Source organism: Nocardia halotolerans (assembly GCF_042650145.1).
GTDB lineage: Bacteria > Actinomycetota > Actinomycetes > Mycobacteriales > Mycobacteriaceae > Nocardia > Nocardia halotolerans.
The window spans coordinates 695,068-711,430 of sequence record NZ_JBHSDL010000014.1; the positions used below are offsets into that span (position 1 = coordinate 695,068).

Here is a 16,363-nt window from a genome sequence, read left to right on the forward strand (position 1 = left end):
ACTCGTGTGCTGACAATTCCGCGCGCCGAGATCTCTCTCGGTGCGTGGTGTCCACCATAGGCAATGATCGAAAACCGAACAACCTATTTTCTACCTGGGCTTTTGTGTGCTTGCCCGCATTCGTGAGGCGACGATCGCGAGCACGTCGGCACCGTACTGTTCGATCTTCTTCGGGCCGATGCCCGCGATCGCGGCCAGGGCGGCGTCGTCGGTGGGTAATTGTTCGGCGATGGCGGTGAGGGTGGTGTCGGTGAACACCACGAAATCGCGCACCCGCAACGCCTCGGCCTTCTCGGCCCGCCAATCCTTCAATGCCTCGAACAGCAACGGGTCCATCTCGGCCGGGCAGCGTTTGCACCGGCCGAGCATGGAGGCATAGGTGCCGATCAGCGGCTTCAGGCAGATCCGGCACAGCGGGCGCTTGCCCTCGGCGTCCTTGGCACCGGTCGCGGGCCCGGCGATACGCGAGGCGGGTGAGTCGTCGGGCACGAGACCGTTGAGGAACCGAGATCGCCTGCGCACCCGTCTGCCACCCTCGGTGCGCGAGAGCGACCAGGAGACCCCGAGGTGCTCACGGGCCCGCGTCACGCCCACATAGAGCAGCCTGCGTTCCTCTTCCAGCGCCGCCGGGTCCGAGGCGCTGCCGTCGTCGCCGAGCACGTGCTGGATCGGCAGGGTGCCGTCGCTGACGCCGACGAGGAACACCGCGTCCCATTCCAGGCCCTTGGCCGCGTGCAGTGAGGCCAGGGTGACACCGTCGACGGTCGGCGGGTGCTTGGCCTCGGCGCGGATGGCCAGTTCCCGCAACAGCCCGGTGAGGTCGATCTCGGCGTCGTGGCCGACCAGTTCCTCGGTGAGCTGCACCAGTGCCAGCAGTGACGACCAGCGTTCCTTGGCCTGAGCGCCTGCCGGTTCCTCGGCGGTGAGCCCCACCGGGGCCAGCGCGGCGCGGACCAAGTTGATCAGGGCGGCCCCGCTGCGGGCTTCGTCGGGCAGGTCGTCGCGCGCGTCGACCTGGCGCAAGGCCTGCACCGCCTGCCGGACCTCCTGGCGCTGGAAGAACCCTTCACCGCCGCGCACCTGGAACGGGATGTCACGGGCGTCGAGCGCCCGCTCGAACGGTTCGGATTGGGCGTTGATCCGGTAGAGGACCGCGATCTCGGCGGCTGGGGTGCCCGCCGCGATGAGCTTCTTGATCCGCGCCGCGACAGCCGTCGCTTCGGCGGGCACATCGGGGTATTCGGCGAATTCCGGTTCCGGACCCTCGGCGCGCTGACCGATCAGTGCCAACCTGGTGCCCGCGATGCGCCCGCGCGCGGCGCCGATCACCCGGTTGGCCAACGACACCACCTGCGGGGTCGAACGGTAGTCGCGTTCGAGGCGGATCACCGTGGCATCGGGGAAGCGGCGGGAGAAGTCGAGCAGGTAGTTGGGGGTGGCGCCGGTGAAGGAGTAGATGGTCTGGTTGGCGTCGCCGACCACGGTGAGGTCGTCGCGTTCGCCCAGCCAGGCGTTGAGCACCCGCTGCTGCAGGGGCGTCACGTCCTGGTATTCGTCGACGACGAAGCTGCGGTAGCGGCCGCGGAACTCGTCGGCCACGGCCGGGTAGTCCTCGAGCGCGGCGGCGGTGTGCAGCAGCAGGTCGTCGAAGTCGAGCAGCAGGCCGTCGGCGGAGGTCTTGGCCGCCTCGTAGCCGGTGTAGACCTGTGCGACCCGGACCGCCTCCACCGGTGCGTCGCGGTGGTACTTGGCCGCGGCAGCCGGGTAGTCCTCGGGCGCGATCAGTGAGGCCTTGGCCCATTCGATCTCGCTGAGCAGGTCACGCACCAGTTCGGTGGAGGTGCCGAGACCCGCCCGGTGCGCGGCCTGCGAGACCACCGGGAACTTGCTGTCGAGCAACCGCCACGGCACATCACCGACCACCTGCGGCCAGAAGTACCGCAGTTGCCGCAGCGCCGCGGCGTGGAAGGTGCGGGCCTGCACCTGCCCCGCCTCACCACCCAGCCCCATCATGCGCAGCCGGTTGCGCATCTCCCCGGCCGCCCTGGCGGTGAAGGTCACCGCCAGTACCTGATCGGCCTTCACATGACCGCCCGCGATCAGGTGCGCGATCCGGTGCGTGATGGTCCTGGTCTTGCCGGTGCCCGCTCCCGCGAGCACACATACCGGGCCTCGCGGTGCCCGCACCGCGGCGGCCTGTTCCGGGTCGAGGGCGGTGAGATCGAGTGCTGGCACGGGCACCATCATGACAGCGACCGCCGACAAGAGCCCGCCCGGAACACCGGGCACCCGCGCGACGTTGCACCACGCGTGACCGAATCAACTCCTGACCTGACGATGTACTCGACCACCTGGTGCGGCTACTGCCGTCGCCTCAAGACCCAACTCGACGAGGCGGGCATCACCTACACCGTGATCGATATCGATGAAGATCCGGCGTCGGCGGAATTCGTCGGCAGCGTCAACAACGGCAACCACGTCGTCCCGACGATCAAGTACCGCGACGGCTCCACCGCAACGAACCCGACCCTGGCCCAGGTGAAGCAAGCACTGTCCACCCAGCCCTGAGCACAACCCCCACCCCTGGCCGTCCCGGGCCCAGCCACCCAGCACCACCCGAGTACGCCATCTACCCGCACGGGCCCGATCAGCTCGTCGACCTCGCACTCGTACACGGTCTGACGCCCGGCACCACCCGGCAGTCCACCACAGCCCTCCCGGCCCCGGTGTAATCGTGCAATCGGACGCTCAGAGTCAGAAAATTGACCCGCAGCAGCCCGATTGCACGATTACACCGACGACCACCAGCACAGCGGAGACCGCCACCTACCGCACTCCCTCAGCCACCCAGCATCACCTGAGTGCGCCACCCTCCCGCACTCCCCAGCCACCAGCACCACCCGACTACGCCACCCTCCCGCACTCCCCGGCCACCCACCACACACCAAGTCCGCCACCTCCCGCACTCCCAGCCCCGCACGACCCGACCTCGAGGAGGGTCCGCCGCGAAGCGGCGGTTCGCGGCCGGGCCGCCGGTCAGCGCTCGAAGCGCAGCGCGAAGCGCCAGTCTCGAGCGCTGACCGGCGGCCCGTGGGGGCCGCGAACTCGAGCGCGCCAGCGCTCCAACAAACACAGCCCGTACCTTCCCCCAACACCACACCCCAAATACCCCCCGCGCCCCCACCGCACCAACAACCTCGGCACCCGTACCACCGAACTACCCCCGCGGACCTCAGCCGCCGAACTCGCCCCGCCGCGAACTCCCCCGCGAACCTTCAGCTGCCGAACGACTCAGCGGGAAAATCGGCGAGCTGTCGGACCCTTCGTGCACGACGTCTCCGGCGCGGGGGGGGAGGCGGTCCGCAAACCTCAGCACCTAACGCGCCACCCCAGCCCGCCCCGGCAAGCCCCAGCACCCAACTCACCCACCCCAGCCTGCCCCGCGAACCCCAGCACCCAACTCACACGGCTTGCCTTCGATGCACTCGGCGACCACCCACCCCAGCCCGCCCCCCGCAAACCCCAGCCCCTAACTCACCCAAGATTCGATAATCGTCCGAGCAATAGAAATCGATCCAGGCACCAACAGCCGCGCACCCGACTCACGCACCGACCAGTCCCCCACCTCCAAAGCCGCACGCACCTCCGCACGAGTGAACCAGTGCGCCTCCGCGATCTCACCGTCGGAGAACACCAGTTCCTGCGCCGGATCTCCGACGGCGGCGAAGCCGACCATCAGCGACCGTGGGAACGGCCACGGCTGGCTGCCCAGGTAGTGGATGTCGTGCAGGTCGACCCCGACTTCTTCGCGCACCTCGCGTTCCACGCAGCGTTCCAGCGATTCGCCCGCTTCGACGAAGCCGGCCAGCAGCGAGAACATCGTCGCGGGCCAGCTGTGCTGGCGGGCGAGCAGCACTTGGTCGGCGCCGTCGTGGACCAGGCAGATCACGGCCGGGTCGATGCGCGGGAAGTCCTCGCCGCCGTCGGTGGTGCGCCGCGACCAGCCGCCGCGTGACACCGTGGTGCTGGTGCCGTCGCCGCCGTGGAATCCGGCGCGGTCGTGCCAGTTGAGCAGCGCGTAGGCGGTCGAGAGCAGTTCGGCGGTGAAGTCGTCGACCGCGCCGAGGGTGCGCAGGTCTTGCAGGGTGCCTTCGAGTTCGGGTTCGCGTACCGCCCACAGGTGGTCGCCCTGGGCGACGCCCAGGAATACGGCGTTCGCGGCGGGTTGTTCGCCGAGGGTGGTTGCCACGTCGAGCACGAGCTCGGCCCCTTGCATCCGCACCCGCCCGCGTGGGTCCACCCGCAGGATCTTGGCCTTACCCCAGCCTTCGCGCAGCGCGTCGGGGTCGAGGCGCACGTGTTCGGCGCGATCGATGGTGGAACGCGACAGCAGCGGAACATCTTTGAGCCGGAACGACATCGTTCGAGCCTAACCGGCCGCGTGGGCCGGCGGCTATTTGCCGCCGTTGCGGATGTAGAGCAGTTTGTCGCCCGCTTCGAGGGCGTCGACCTGGGGTTCGCCGACCCGGACCAGCTGACCGGCGCGCACCACGCCGAGCACGATGTCGCTGAGGTGCCGTGGCGACCCGCCCACCTCGCTCGTTTCGACTGTGCGTTCGGCGACGGCGAATCCGGCTTCGGGGGTGAGCAGGTCTTCCATCATCTCCACCACGGTGGGTGTGGTGGTGGCGATGCCGAGCAACCGGCCCGCGGTTTCCGATGACACGACCACCGAGTCGGCCCCGGACTGCCGCACCAGGTGGGTGTTCTCCGCCTCGCGGATGGCGACACAGATCTTGGCCGTCTTGTTCAGTTCGCGCGCGGTGAGGGTCACCAGCACGGCGGTGTCGTCGCGGTTGGTGGCCACGATCACCGACGCGGCGCGTTGCACGCCGGTCAGGCGCAGCACGTCGGATTTGGTCGCCGAGCCGTGCACGGTGACCAGGCCCGCGCTGGCCGCGGCTTCGAGGGCGACCGAATCGGTGTCGACGACCACGATGTCGGAGACCTGCACGCCGTCACCGACCATCGCGTCGATGGCGGTGCGTCCTTTGGTGCCGTAGCCGACGACGACGGTGTGGTTGCGCACGGTGTGCCTCCATCGCTGAATCTTGAACGCCTGCCGTGACCGCTCGGTCAGCACGCTGAGGGTGGTACCGACCAGCACGATCAGGAACAGCACGCGCAGTGGGGTGATGACGATCGTGTTCACCAGCCGCGCGGACGGGGTGACCGGCGCGATGTCACCGTAGCCGGTGGTCGACAGCGAGACCGTGGCGTAGTACATCGCGTCCAGGAACGACAGTGGGTCGCCGGTGCTGTCGCGGTAACCGTCCCGGCCGATGTAGACGACCATGGCCGCGGTGAACAGCAGCCCGGTGGCGAACAGCACGCGCCGGGCGAGCGAGATCCATGGACTGTTCTGAACTGCGGGGATCCGCAGCAGGCCGACCAGCGCGTAGTCGGGACTGGCACTGAGCCCGGCGGGGCCACGCGTGTCACCGAACATGGCTGTGCTCCTGTGTCTTCGGCGGTCGGCGCCGCGGGTTTTCCGGCGCTGGTGGTGGGGATTGCCGTCCGATGCTGTCTTTCGGCATCAGCAGACTATCGGCTCAGCGGTCCGCACGCGGACCCGTGTCGAGGTTTTCGGGGGCGGCGTCGCGGATGAGGCGCTCGAGCTCGGCGGGACCGGCCAGGTCGGCGGGGGCGATGGTGCGCCCGGATCGCACGTAGTGGAAGGCGGCGCCGACTCGTTGCAGCACCGCGTCCTCGGTGGCACCGGTGCGCGCGGCCATCAGTCGCGCCCAGGCCAGGCGATACACGGCGAGCTGCACGGCGACGGCGGGTTCGTCGGCGGGGCCGGGTTCGGCGCCGGTCTTCCAGTCCACGACGATCCAGCGGCCGCCCGGTTCGGCGAAAACCGCGTCCATCCGACCACGGATCACGGTGCCGGCGATGCTGGTTTCGAAGGGCACCTCCACGTCGACGGGGTTGCGGTGCGCCCACGGTGAGCGCTGGAACGCGGCTTGCATGGCGGCCAGTTCCCGGTCGGCGCGACCCAGGTCGCCACGGTCGGCGGCGCCGGGCAGTTCGTCGAGGCCCAGGAGTTGTTCAGTGCTGTACCAGGACTGCACCCAGGCGTGAAAGGCGGTACCGCGCCGTGCCATCGGGTTCGGTGGGTACGGCAGCGGGCGGCGCAGGCGCGCGGCGAGGCGGGTGGGGTCGGCGCGCAGTTCCACCAGGGCGGTGGCGGGAAGCTGACCGGGGAGTTCCACTTGTTGTTCGGCGCGTTCTGCGGCGGTGAACTCCGCTAGCAAGGCGTCGACGTCACTGGCCCAGCCGTCCGGGTCGTCGTCGGGAGCGGCATCGCCATCGGCGGCGGCATCGGCATCGCCATCCGGGGCGGCATCGGGACCGGAGGCGGAGGCGGGACCGGCGGCTGCGGCGGGACCGGCGAGATCAGCGGGAACGGCGGGAACGGCGGGAACGGCGGGAACGGCGGGAACGGCGGGAATGGCGGCCGCATCGGAACCGACCGCGGTGGCGGGACCGACAGTGGTGGCAGCGGGTCGGGTTGGGCTGCTGCGTAACTCGGCGAGAGCGGTACGCACCAGAACCGCACCTTCTTCGATGGGGTCGCGGCGGTCACCGAGCGGGTCGCGGGGCCACTGGGCTGTCGGGGGGTTGTCGGCGAAGGGGTTCACCGCGTCCGGTGCCGGCTTGTCGTCCCAGCGGGCGATGGTGGCGACACCGTGGGCCGCGCTCCCGGGGTCCTCGTTCGCCTGTTTCAGTTCGAGCAGGAACTCCGAGGGCCCCTTCTGCGAGGTTCCGGTCTCGGGCCAGTAGTAGGCCGAAACCAGCAGCACCCGTTCGGTTCTGGTGAGCGCGACGTAGAACAGCCGGCGTTCCTCGTCGAGCCTGCGGCTCTTGAGCGCGTCCTTGTGGTCGGCGATCGCGCGTTCGAGTTCGGAGCGATCGCCGACGTGGCTCACATCGAGCACCGGCACACCTTCGGCCGCGTCGGGTTGGGCTCGGTCGCCGCGCAGGGTGGTGGGCAGTTCGGTGAGCGCACCGAGCCAGGTACTCAGCGCGGTGGTCGAAGGGAACACAGTCGCGCTCACGTGCGGCACCGCGACGATCTCCCATTCCAATCCCTTGGCCGCGTGCACGGTGAGTACCTGCACCCGGTCGCGCGCCACCTCCACTTCGCCGGGCTCCAAACCGTTCTCGACCGATTCCGCGGCGGTGAAGAAGGCGAGCAGTCCGCTCAGCGAGGCGCGCGAATCGGCGGCGTAGCCGGCCACCACCTCGGCGAAGGCGTCGAGGTGTTCACGGCCCGCGCCGCCACCCGCGATGGCGCGCCGCGTCTGGGTCTCCACCCCCACGCCGATGGTCCGTTCCACATCGGCGACGAGTTCGACCAGCGGCTGGCCGCTGCGCTCACGCAAGGCGGCCAGTTCCGCGCCCAGGGCGAGGATGCGCGCGAACCCGGCCTCCGAATACTGGTCGGCGGGGCCCGGATCGGCGATGGCGTCGGCCAGACCGGCCTGTTCGGTGGGTTCCGGGGCCACTTCGCGCAGGGCGGTGGCCAGGCCCGCGGCATCGGTGATGGCGTTGGACCCGTCACCGGACAGGCTGCCGATCGACAGCATCCGGGCCCGGCGGGCCAGGGCGGCCAGGTCGGCCACGCCGATCCGCCAGCGCGCCCCCGTGAGGATGCGGACCGCGGCGCTACCGGTCCCCGGTTCGGCGATCAGCCGCAGCGTGGCGACGATATCGGCGACCTCCGGCGTGGCGAGCAACCCGCCCAGGCCGACGATCTCCACCGGCAGCCCCTGTTCGCGCAGCGCCTCGGCCAGCGGCGCGGCGTCGGCGTTGCGCCGGATCAGCACCGCCGAGGTGGGCGGTGGTTCTTCGGCTGCACGGGCGCGGGCCCATTCGCGGGCGATCCGCTCGGCGATCCAGTCACGTTCCTGCGCAATCGTTTCGGTGAGTGCCAGCTCGACGGTGCCCGCGCCCGCATCGGGTTTCGCGCGCAACGCGTCCACGGTGGCCCCGCCCGCCGCTCGCGCGCGCAGCCGCAACGGGTCGGCGACGAGATTGGCCAGGGCGAGGGCTTCCGGCGGGTTGCGCCAGCTGGTCAACAGGGGCAGGACCGGGGCGGGGACACCTGGCGCGGCGGGGAAATCGGTGGCGAACCGCGGCAGATTCGCCGCCGAGGCCCCGCGCCAGCCGTAGATGGACTGCATCGGGTCACCGACCGCGGTCACCGCCGGCGCAGCGGGGACCACACAGTCACCGCCATGGCCGCCCTCTTCCTCGCCGAGCCGCGACCGGCCCGCCGCGCCGCCGCCGCGATCAGCGTGACCGAAACCGCCGTCACGACCGAAAAGATCGTCGTGGTCGAGTGCAGTCGCTCCGGCAGCGAGGCGTTCGCGGCCGCCCTCATCGAATTCGGCACGGCCGACGTCCGCGCTCGCGGCTGGTACCGGCCGACCGGCTCGCACCGCGGCGGCCTCGCCGAACAGCGCGGAGAGCAGCACACGTTGGGCGTGGCCGGTGTCCTGGTATTCGTCGAGGAGGACGAGTTTGAACCGGGCGCGTTCGGCGGCGGCGACCTCGGGATGTTCGACGGCCAATTGCGCGGCCAGCGACATCTGGGAGCCGAAATCCAGGGCGCCACGGCGGTTCAGGGCTTCGGTCAGCTGGTTCACCAGCGGCAACAGCGCGACTCGCTCGCGCTGGGCGGTGACCACGTTCTGCAATGTCTGACTGGGGCCGCCGCGCTGGCGTGGGCCCGCGGGCAGCGTGTAGACGAGTTTCTCCAGCTCCGCGTGCGCCTCGGCCAGCTGTTCGGGCGCCACCAGGTGTTCGGCGAGCTGCCCGGACAGGGCAAGCACCGCTTCGGTCACCGAGACGGGGGTGCGTTCGGTGTCGAGGTCACCGTCCCAGGACCGCACCACCTCGTGGGCGAGCTGCCACAGCTGGGTCTGGGTGAGCAGCGCGGCCGAGGGTTCCACCGGCAGCAACAGCCCGTGCGCGGTGAGCAGTCGGCCCGCGTACGAGTGGTAGGTGCTGATCTCCGGTTCGGCACCGGCGATCATCGCGCGCAATCCGCCGCTGGGGTCGACCTCGCGCAGCAGTGGCGCGCCGGCCAGCCGGGCCAGCCGGGTGCGGATGCGGGAAGTCAACTGCTGTGCGGCTTTTCGGGTGAAGGTGAGGCCGAGTACCTCGTCGGGCGCGACGAGCTGGTTGGCCACCATCCACACCACCCGCGCGGCCATCGTCTCGGTCTTGCCCGCCCCCGCACCGGCCACCACCAGGGTGGGCCCGGGCGGGGCGGCGATCACGGCCGCCTGTTCGTCGGTCGGCGGCGGCAGGCCGAGAGCATCGGAGAGCCGTTGCGGTGTGACGCGCGCACTCATTCGTCGGTCACCTGGCGTCCGGTGTCCTGCACCGGGCAACTACCCACGACCGGGCAGTGCCTGCACCCGTCGTTGCGCACGGCCAGGTATCCGGGTCCGCGGGTCGCGGCGGCGGCGTCGTGAATCGTGGTGCGCCACTTGCCCAGACCCTCGGTGTCGAGGGCGCTCTGGGCGCGTTCGGTGGCGCCGGTTTTGTTGTGTGGTTTGGCGACGTAGACCAGTCGCGCCCCACCCGGTTCGGCGGGCGGTGCGGTCTCGTCCTCGTCGAGGGCGCCGTGCGCGGCGGCGACCTGATAGGTGGCCAGCTGGGCGTGATCGGCGACCGCCTTGGCCGCGACCGGTGTCTTGCCGGTCTTCACGTCCACGATCACGAACCGGCCCTGCGCGTCCCGTTCGAGCCGATCGATGCGGCCGCGAATCCGCACGGCCCGTTCGCCTTCCGCGCGCGGCGGCAGCACACAGTCCACGGGCACCTCCACCCCGGCCTGGGTGAGTTCGCCGCGGGTGGTGCGTACCCAGGCCAGGAAGGTTTCCAGCATGGTCTCGGTGCGGCGCAGTTCCTGGCGTGAATGCCAGCCGCTGGCCGGGTCGATCGCCTGCCATGCCTGCTCCAGTGCCGCCCGCACCTGTTTCTCGGGCACGTTGCCCGCGAGCGCCTGCACCAGGGTGTGCACGAGATTGCCCTTCACCGCGTGCGGGTTGTCGCCGTCGGTGCCGCCGTGGCGTTCCAGCGCCCACCGCAGTGGGCAGGTGCGCAACAGTTCCACCGTCGAGGGCGACAGCCCGATCGGCGAATCGTCGTCGTCCCACAGTTCTCGCTCCGAGCTCAGCGCGGCGGTGCCGTACCAGTCGGCCGGGTCGGTGCCCGGCACACCGGCGTCGGCCAGTCTGGCCAGTTGGCGTGCGGCCCGGTCACGCCGCTCGGGTGCTGTCGCGGGGTCGCAGACCACCCCGCGCAACTCCGCGACCAGGGCGTGCATCACCAGCGCGCGGCCCGGGTCGGCGACCGGCAACGCACCGGGTTCGCCGGTGTCGTCGTCGCCGAGGAGTTCGGTGAGGAACCGCGAGGGCACCAGATCCTGGTCGCCCGCCGCGGATTCGACGGCGGTGACCAGCAGTGAGCGGCGGGCCCGGCTGCACGCGACCAGCAGCAGCCTGCGTTCTTCGGCCAGGATCGGGGCCGCCCGGCTGGTGGTGGCGCCCGGGTCCACCCCGGCGATCAGGTCGACCAGGTCCTCGGTGTGCAGCAGGGTGCCCCGCGCGCGTGGGTTGGGCCAGATGCCCTCCTGCACGGCGGCCACCGCCACCACGTCCCATTCGCGTCCGGCCGCCGCGTGCGCACTGAGCAGCGACACCGCCTCGCCTTCGGCGGTGAGCGGCCGGCCCTGTTGCGGGATCTGCTGGTGCAGTAGGTATTCAACGAAGCCGTCGATGCTCGCCTTGGGTAGCCGGTCGACGTAAGCGGCCGCGGCGTCGAACAATTCGACCGCGGCGTCGAGATCGCGATCGGCCTGCATGCCCGCGGCACCACCACGGCGCGACTGCCGGAACCAGCGGCGTTCCAGTCGGGAACTGGTCCACAGTGTCCACAGCACGTCTTCGAGACCTTGCCCCCTGGACAGGGTTTCGCGGGCCTTGCCGACCGCGCGCAGCACCCGGTGCAGCGGGGCGGCCTCGACCTCGGTCAGGCCGTCGAGCAGACGGGGTTCCCCGATTCCGACGATCAGGTCGCGCAGGACCTCAGCCGAGGACTGGTCGATCAGCGGCACGGCGGCCGTTTCCGGTCGGACGGGCTCCGCGACGATGTCCAGTGCGGGCGGCGGGGGTTCGGCATCGAGCAGGTCGATGTCGTCGGGTAGTCGTTCGGCGGAGTCGAAGTCGGGTTCGGGTTCCGGACGCAGTGGGTCGTCCGGGACGGGTTCGGGCGGTAGCCACTCGTCGTCGAACGGGTCGGGTGCCGGCTCCGCGATTTCCGGTGGGGGCGCTTGGTCCCACAGCAGGAACTGGTCGCCGGCCTCGGTGTCCGGGTCGGTGGTGGGGCGGGTGCGCTCGAGTTCGAGGACGCTGCGGCGTACACCGCGGCGCAGCCGGCGCAGGGCGATCTGGTCGGCGCCACCGAGCGGGCCGGCGAGCAGATCCATCGCGTCCTCGGGCGAGAACATGGCGTCGATCGCCCGCCGCGATCCCGGCCGCGCCGGATCACCGGCCAGCAGCACCCGCAGCGCCAGCACCATCCACGCCGCACCGCGCCTGCGCGCCAGCGGTTCGGCCACGGCGGGCCTGCGCACCGGCACCCCGGCGGCCAGCAACGCCCGCCGCAGCGGCGCCAGCGACAGTGGCACCGAACGCACGATCACCGCCATCGCCGACCACGGCACACCGTCGGTGAGATGCGCACGCCGCAGATGGTCGGCGATGAGCGCGGCCTCCTTGGCGGGTGTGGAGAGCACCCGCACCCGCACACTCGACTCGTCGGCCGGGGGTGTGGCGTCGGTGGCGAGCCGCCCGGCAGGTCCCGCCGCACCTGCTGATTCCGACGACGGGTCGCCGGTGACGAACCGACCGGCAGCACGAGCGCCCCCGATTTCCGGTGACAGGTCGGCAGCCGCGAACAGGTCAGCCGAGACCGCCCCGTCGACCGGCTCCCGCGGCGGCTCGTCCGCGGCGATCAGGCCACCGCTGGACACGTCATCGGTGAGCTGGGCCGGGACCGTCGCGTCCTCGGACTCCGGTGGTCCCGGCACGATGCGGTGTCGTGCGCTGCCGGGCAGGCGGGCGGCGATGCGGGCGGTGGCCAGGCGGATCGGGGCACCGCTGCGATGGTTGTGGCGCAGAATGATCCGACGTTGTGGGGTGGTGTCGAGGTCGGTGAGGAAGCGGGCGTCCGCGCCACGGAAGGTGAACACCGCCTGGTCCGGGTCGCCGGTGATCACCGTGCTCGCGCTACCGCTGCCGATGGCGCGCACCAGGGTGGCGGCCTGCGGGTCCAGGTGCTGGGCGTCGTCGGCGAGCAGATACCGGATTCGTTCTCGTTCCGCGGCGAGCAGATTCCGGTCGCCGGCCAGCGCGTCCAGGGCCGCGCCGACCAGTTCGGCGGCGTCGAGGGCGGGCGCGGTGGCCTCCGGTGCGGTGACACCGACCGACCAGCGCAGCATCGACGCCTCTTCATAGCGCTGGAAGAACCGGCCCGCGGCCACCCAGGCGTCGTTGTGGTGTTCGCGGCCGAGCGCCATCAGGTCCTCGGGTCCGAGACCGCGTTCGGTGGCGCGCAACATCAGGTCACGCAGTTGTTCGGCGAACCCGCCGAGGGTGAGGGCGGCGTGCAAGCGCGAGGGCCACAGCTCGCGTGCACCGGCTTCGATGTCGGTGAGGTCGCCGCGCAGCATCTCGCGCAGTACCGCGTCCTGTTCGGCGCCGGTGAGCAACCGGGGCGGCGGATTGCCGTGCAGGTCCGCGTGGCGGCGCAGTACCGAGAACGCGTAGGAGTGCAGGGTGCGCACCATCGGTTCACGGGTGGCGCCGGGGATACCGCCCGCGTGCGGCCCCAACTGGTGGGTGATCGCGTCGCGCAGGGCCGCGGCCGCGTGTTTGGTGTGGGTGAGGACCAGCAGCGATTCGGGGTCGGCGCCGGCACGGATACGGGCGGTCACCAGGTCGACCAGCAATGCCGTCTTGCCGGTGCCCGGACCGCCGAGTACCTGCCAGGGTGACCAGCCGGGGCGCGGGGGCGCGGGTTGAGCCTGTTCGGCGAACAGCGCGCGAACAGGCGCGCCCCAGGCTCGTGGCCGGGGCGCCGGTGTTGTCCGGCGCACTAGTCGCACCGAGCTGTCCGATCGCACCCGGCTATTGCAACAGACCCGTCCGACACGCCTGTCCTCCCCTGCCCGGGGCCACGCTGCGCCCCGGCACGCGACCGGCCAGAATGGCAGTCGTGTCCTCGCTTCATGTGCACCGTTTCGGTCCCGCCGACGGTCCGGTCGTCCTCGCCCTGCACGGTCTGACCGGGCACGGCAACCGGTGGGAAACCCTCGCCGTCCGACATCTGCCGCTGGCCCGGGTGATCGCGCCGGACCTGCGCGGACACGGCCGGTCCAGTTCCCTGCCGCCGTGGGACTTCGAGACCGTGGTCAACGACCTGGCCGACCTCGTGCGCGCCGAGACCGACGGTCCCGTGGTGGTGGCCGGGCATTCGTTCGGTGGCGCGGTCGGCATCCACCTGGCGCGCGCGCATCGCGAGCTGGTGCGCGCGCTCGTGCTGCTCGACCCGGCCATCGGCATCGACCCGGCCCTGATGGCCGAGGTGGCGCAGGCCGATCTCGCCTCCCCGGACTACACCGATCTCGCCGAGGCCCGGTCCGACAAGCAGGCCAGCGCGTGGGGCCGCGACGACGTCGACCCCGCCGAATTGGCGCGCGAGCTGGCCGAGCACCTGGTCCCCGCCGCGAACGGCCGAGTGCGCTGGCGGGTCTTCCAGCCTGCCATCACCTCCTACTGGGGGCAGCTGGCCCGCCCGTTCGTGCTGCCGCCCGCCGACCTGCCGACCCGGCTGGTGCAAGCCGCCGCGGTACAGCCGCCGTATGTGCGCCCGGAGTTCCGCGCCGCCCTCGGCACGCAGCTGAGCGACTTCGCCGCCTACGACTGGGACTGCGACCACATGGTGCCCCAGGCCCGGCCCGCCGAGACGGCCGCGCTGATCACCGAGGTGCTGTAGACCGTGCCCGCGACCACCGACGAACAGGTCGAGCGGGTGCGCGCGCTCGTCGCCGCCATCCCGGCGGGGCGGGTGCGCACCTACGGCGACATCGCCGCCGCGGCGGGCCTGTCCTCGGCTCGCACTGTCGGCTGGATCATGCGCACCGACTCCGCCGACCTCCCCTGGCACCGGGTGATCGGCGCGTCCGGCCGCCCCGCCGCTCACTTGGCCGGGCGCCAGCTGCGCCTGCTCGCCGAGGAAGGGACGCCGATCACCGACGGCCGGGTCGACCTCCGCCGAGCCCGGTGCTAGCAGCGGCGCGCCGAGCACCGACACGCCGCCGCACTAGCATGACTGTCGTGCCGACTACCGGATCCAGGATCAGCCGATGACCGCCGCCGACGCGATTGTGCTGGCGGGTGGGCGCGCCAGCCGGATGGGCGGGGTGGACAAACCCGCGATCGTGGTCGGCGGGCGCTCGATGCTCGACGCGGCGCTGGCTGCGGTGCGCGAGTGCGGTGAGGTCGTCGTGGTGGGGCCGCATCGCCCCGAGTTGGATTCGCGGTTCGCGCAGGTGCGGGAAGTGCCGCCCGGTTCCGGCCCGGTCGCCGCGATCGGGAGCGGATTGAGCGCGCTGCGCCCCGATTCGGCGCAGTGGGTGGTGGTGCTGGCCGCCGACATGCCGTTCCTGACGGTGGCGACGGTGCGCGAATTACTGCGCCACGCAAAAGAGTCCACCACCGATGCGGTGTTCGCGATCGATGCTTCCGGGCGTCCGCAATATCTGGTCGGTGTCTGGCGGCGCAGCGCGCTGGTGGCCGCCCTGGCTGCTCTGGGCGCGCTGGTGAATCAGCCGATGAAGGCCATCGTGCCCATCGACACCACACTGGTGGAACTCCCCGGGACGGGCGACTGTGACACCGAGGAAGAGGTCCGCAAGGCCCGCGAGACACTGGCCGCCGACCGCGCCGCGGCCCGGCTCGACCTCACCGAAGCCAGGGATCAGCTGGCCACCGGTCTGACCCAACTGGTGGCCTACGAGGCCGAACTGGGTGAGGTGCGTGGCGCCGCGCTGGCCGCCCCGATCACCGCCGCCGGCGCCCTGCCCCGTTTCGACGTCTCGGCGATGGACGGTTACGCGGTGTGTGGTGACGGCCCGTGGCAGTTGCGCCGCGATATCGGATTCGCCGGTGGCGCACGGCCGGTCGGCCTGCTGCCGGGTGAGGCCGTGCGCATCGCCACCGGTGCGCACGTGCCCGACGGCACCACCTCGGTGTTGCGCGACGAGTTCGCCACCGTCACCGGTGACGAACTGTCCCGGTTGCCGGGCACCCCGGTGCGCGGGGATGTGCGAAACAGCGGCGAGGACCGCAAGATCGGGGACCTCGTCGCCCCGGCGGGCACCCGGGTGACCGCGGCGCTGCGCTCGGCCGCCGCCTCGGTGGAGGTCACCGCCGGGCTGGTGCGTGGCCCGGTGCGCGCGCGAATCGTGATGACCGGCGACGAAATTCGCAGCACCGGCCCGTTGCAGACCGGACAGACCCGTGACTCGATCGGCCCGGTGCTGCCCGAACTGCTCGCCGGATGTGGCGTGCGGGTGGTCGACCGGGTACACCTGCGTGACACCGCGCACGGCTTCGACGACATGCTCACCGCGACAGATGGTTTCGACCTGCTCGTGGTGGTCGGTGCGACCGGTGGCGGTGCCGCCGACCAACTGCGCACCGCGATCGCGCGTACCGGCGCCGACGTTGTGGTCCCCCGATTGTCACTGCGCCCAGGTGGTTCCACCGTTGTCGCCGAACTACCCACCGGCCCCACGGTTCTCGGGCTTCCCGGCAATCCGTTCGCGGCCGTCGCGGTGCTGCTCGCCCTGACTCCGGCGATCGTCGCGGGCCGCACCGGCACTGCCCTGCCCCGCAAGATCGTCGGCCCGCTGCACAATGGCGCCCAGATCGCGGGCCCCGTCCAGCGCATCACCCCCGCCCGCTACGCCCCCCTGGGCGGTTGGACCGGTGATGCCACCGTGCGCACCGCCCACCTGGCCGGTCTCATCGACCGCGACGGCCTGGTGATCGTTCCCCCGGGCGCCGTGGACGGCACCGTCGTCGAATTCCTCCCGCTCCCGAGCTGATCCGGGGCGCCACAGCCACCCGCACCGACCCGAACACGCCGCATTCGCGCTGGTCGTGAACCTATTTTGCGCTCAGCTCTACCGCTGGGCCGTAGTGATGCCTATCGTTGA

General features: G+C 71.2%; 9 protein-coding genes. 4 read left to right on the top strand and 5 right to left on the bottom strand.

Annotation, left to right across the window (positions count from 1 at the left end):
- Positions 1-90: 90 nt before the first annotated feature.
- Positions 91-2,247, bottom strand: a complete 2,157-nt coding sequence (locus tag ACFO5K_RS13865; RefSeq protein WP_378563818.1) for an ATP-dependent DNA helicase UvrD2 — start codon at positions 2,245-2,247, stop codon at positions 91-93.
- A gap of 90 nt (positions 2,248-2,337) precedes the next feature.
- On the opposite strand from ACFO5K_RS13865, the gene ACFO5K_RS13870 reads away from it, so the two are divergent.
- A complete protein-coding gene (locus ACFO5K_RS13870; protein ID WP_378563821.1) occupies positions 2,338-2,568 on the top strand; it encodes a mycoredoxin in 231 nt (76 codons plus the stop codon).
- Positions 2,569-3,529: 961 nt separating this feature from the next.
- On the opposite strand, the gene nudC is transcribed toward ACFO5K_RS13870, so the two are convergent.
- The 4 genes from nudC to ACFO5K_RS13890 all read right to left on the bottom strand — a co-directional run bounded on the left by nudC (position 3,530) and on the right by ACFO5K_RS13890 (position 13,237).
- Positions 3,530-4,420, bottom strand: a complete 891-nt coding sequence (nudC, locus tag ACFO5K_RS13875) for an NAD(+) diphosphatase (protein WP_378561456.1) — start codon at positions 4,418-4,420, stop codon at positions 3,530-3,532.
- A gap of 33 nt (positions 4,421-4,453) precedes the next feature.
- Entirely contained in the window at positions 4,454-5,509 is a 1,056-nt protein-coding gene (locus ACFO5K_RS13880; RefSeq protein WP_378561459.1) for a potassium channel family protein, read from the bottom strand.
- Positions 5,510-5,612: 103 nt separating this feature from the next.
- On the bottom strand, positions 5,613-9,425 hold the full coding sequence (locus ACFO5K_RS13885) for an ATP-dependent helicase (RefSeq protein ID WP_378561462.1): 3,813 nt from the start codon (positions 9,423-9,425) through the stop codon (positions 5,613-5,615).
- Positions 9,422-13,237 carry an ATP-dependent helicase gene (locus ACFO5K_RS13890; RefSeq protein ID WP_378561465.1) on the bottom strand — a complete coding sequence of 1,272 codons (3,816 nt, stop codon included), beginning with the start codon at positions 13,235-13,237 and terminating at the stop codon, positions 9,422-9,424. Before ACFO5K_RS13890 ends, ACFO5K_RS13885 begins: the two co-directional genes overlap by 4 nt.
- Positions 13,238-13,347: 110 nt before the next feature.
- On the opposite strand from ACFO5K_RS13890, the gene ACFO5K_RS13895 reads away from it, so the two are divergent.
- The 3 genes from ACFO5K_RS13895 (at position 13,348) to ACFO5K_RS13905 (ending at position 16,252) form a co-directional block, all read left to right on the top strand.
- Positions 13,348-14,136 (top strand): alpha/beta fold hydrolase, encoded by a 789-nt coding sequence (locus ACFO5K_RS13895; protein WP_378561468.1) that lies wholly within the window; start codon positions 13,348-13,350, stop codon positions 14,134-14,136.
- 3 nt (positions 14,137-14,139) lie between these two features.
- Positions 14,140-14,430, top strand: a complete 291-nt coding sequence (locus ACFO5K_RS13900; protein ID WP_378561471.1) for an MGMT family protein — start codon at positions 14,140-14,142, stop codon at positions 14,428-14,430.
- 76 nt (positions 14,431-14,506) lie between these two features.
- The gene (locus ACFO5K_RS13905) at positions 14,507-16,252 is read left to right on the top strand and encodes an NTP transferase domain-containing protein (RefSeq protein ID WP_378561474.1); all 1,746 of its coding nucleotides are present in this window, start codon (positions 14,507-14,509) and stop codon (positions 16,250-16,252) included.
- Positions 16,253-16,363 lie beyond the last annotated feature (111 nt).

Bases quoted from the DNA above. Each gene is read 5' to 3' on its own strand.
- ACFO5K_RS13865 (WP_378563818.1), bottom strand. From the start codon at position 2,247: ATGATGGTGCCCGTGCCAGCACTCGATCTCACCGCCCTCGACCCGGAA.
- ACFO5K_RS13870 (WP_378563821.1), top strand. From the start codon at position 2,338: ATGTACTCGACCACCTGGTGCGGCTACTGCCGTCGCCTCAAGACCCAA.
- nudC (WP_378561456.1), bottom strand. From the start codon at position 4,420: ATGTCGTTCCGGCTCAAAGATGTTCCGCTGCTGTCGCGTTCCACCATC.
- ACFO5K_RS13880 (WP_378561459.1), bottom strand. From the start codon at position 5,509: ATGTTCGGTGACACGCGTGGCCCCGCCGGGCTCAGTGCCAGTCCCGAC.
- ACFO5K_RS13885 (WP_378561462.1), bottom strand. From the start codon at position 9,425: ATGAGTGCGCGCGTCACACCGCAACGGCTCTCCGATGCTCTCGGCCTG.
- ACFO5K_RS13895 (WP_378561468.1), top strand. From the start codon at position 13,348: ATGGCAGTCGTGTCCTCGCTTCATGTGCACCGTTTCGGTCCCGCCGAC.
- ACFO5K_RS13905 (WP_378561474.1), top strand. From the start codon at position 14,507: ATGACCGCCGCCGACGCGATTGTGCTGGCGGGTGGGCGCGCCAGCCGG.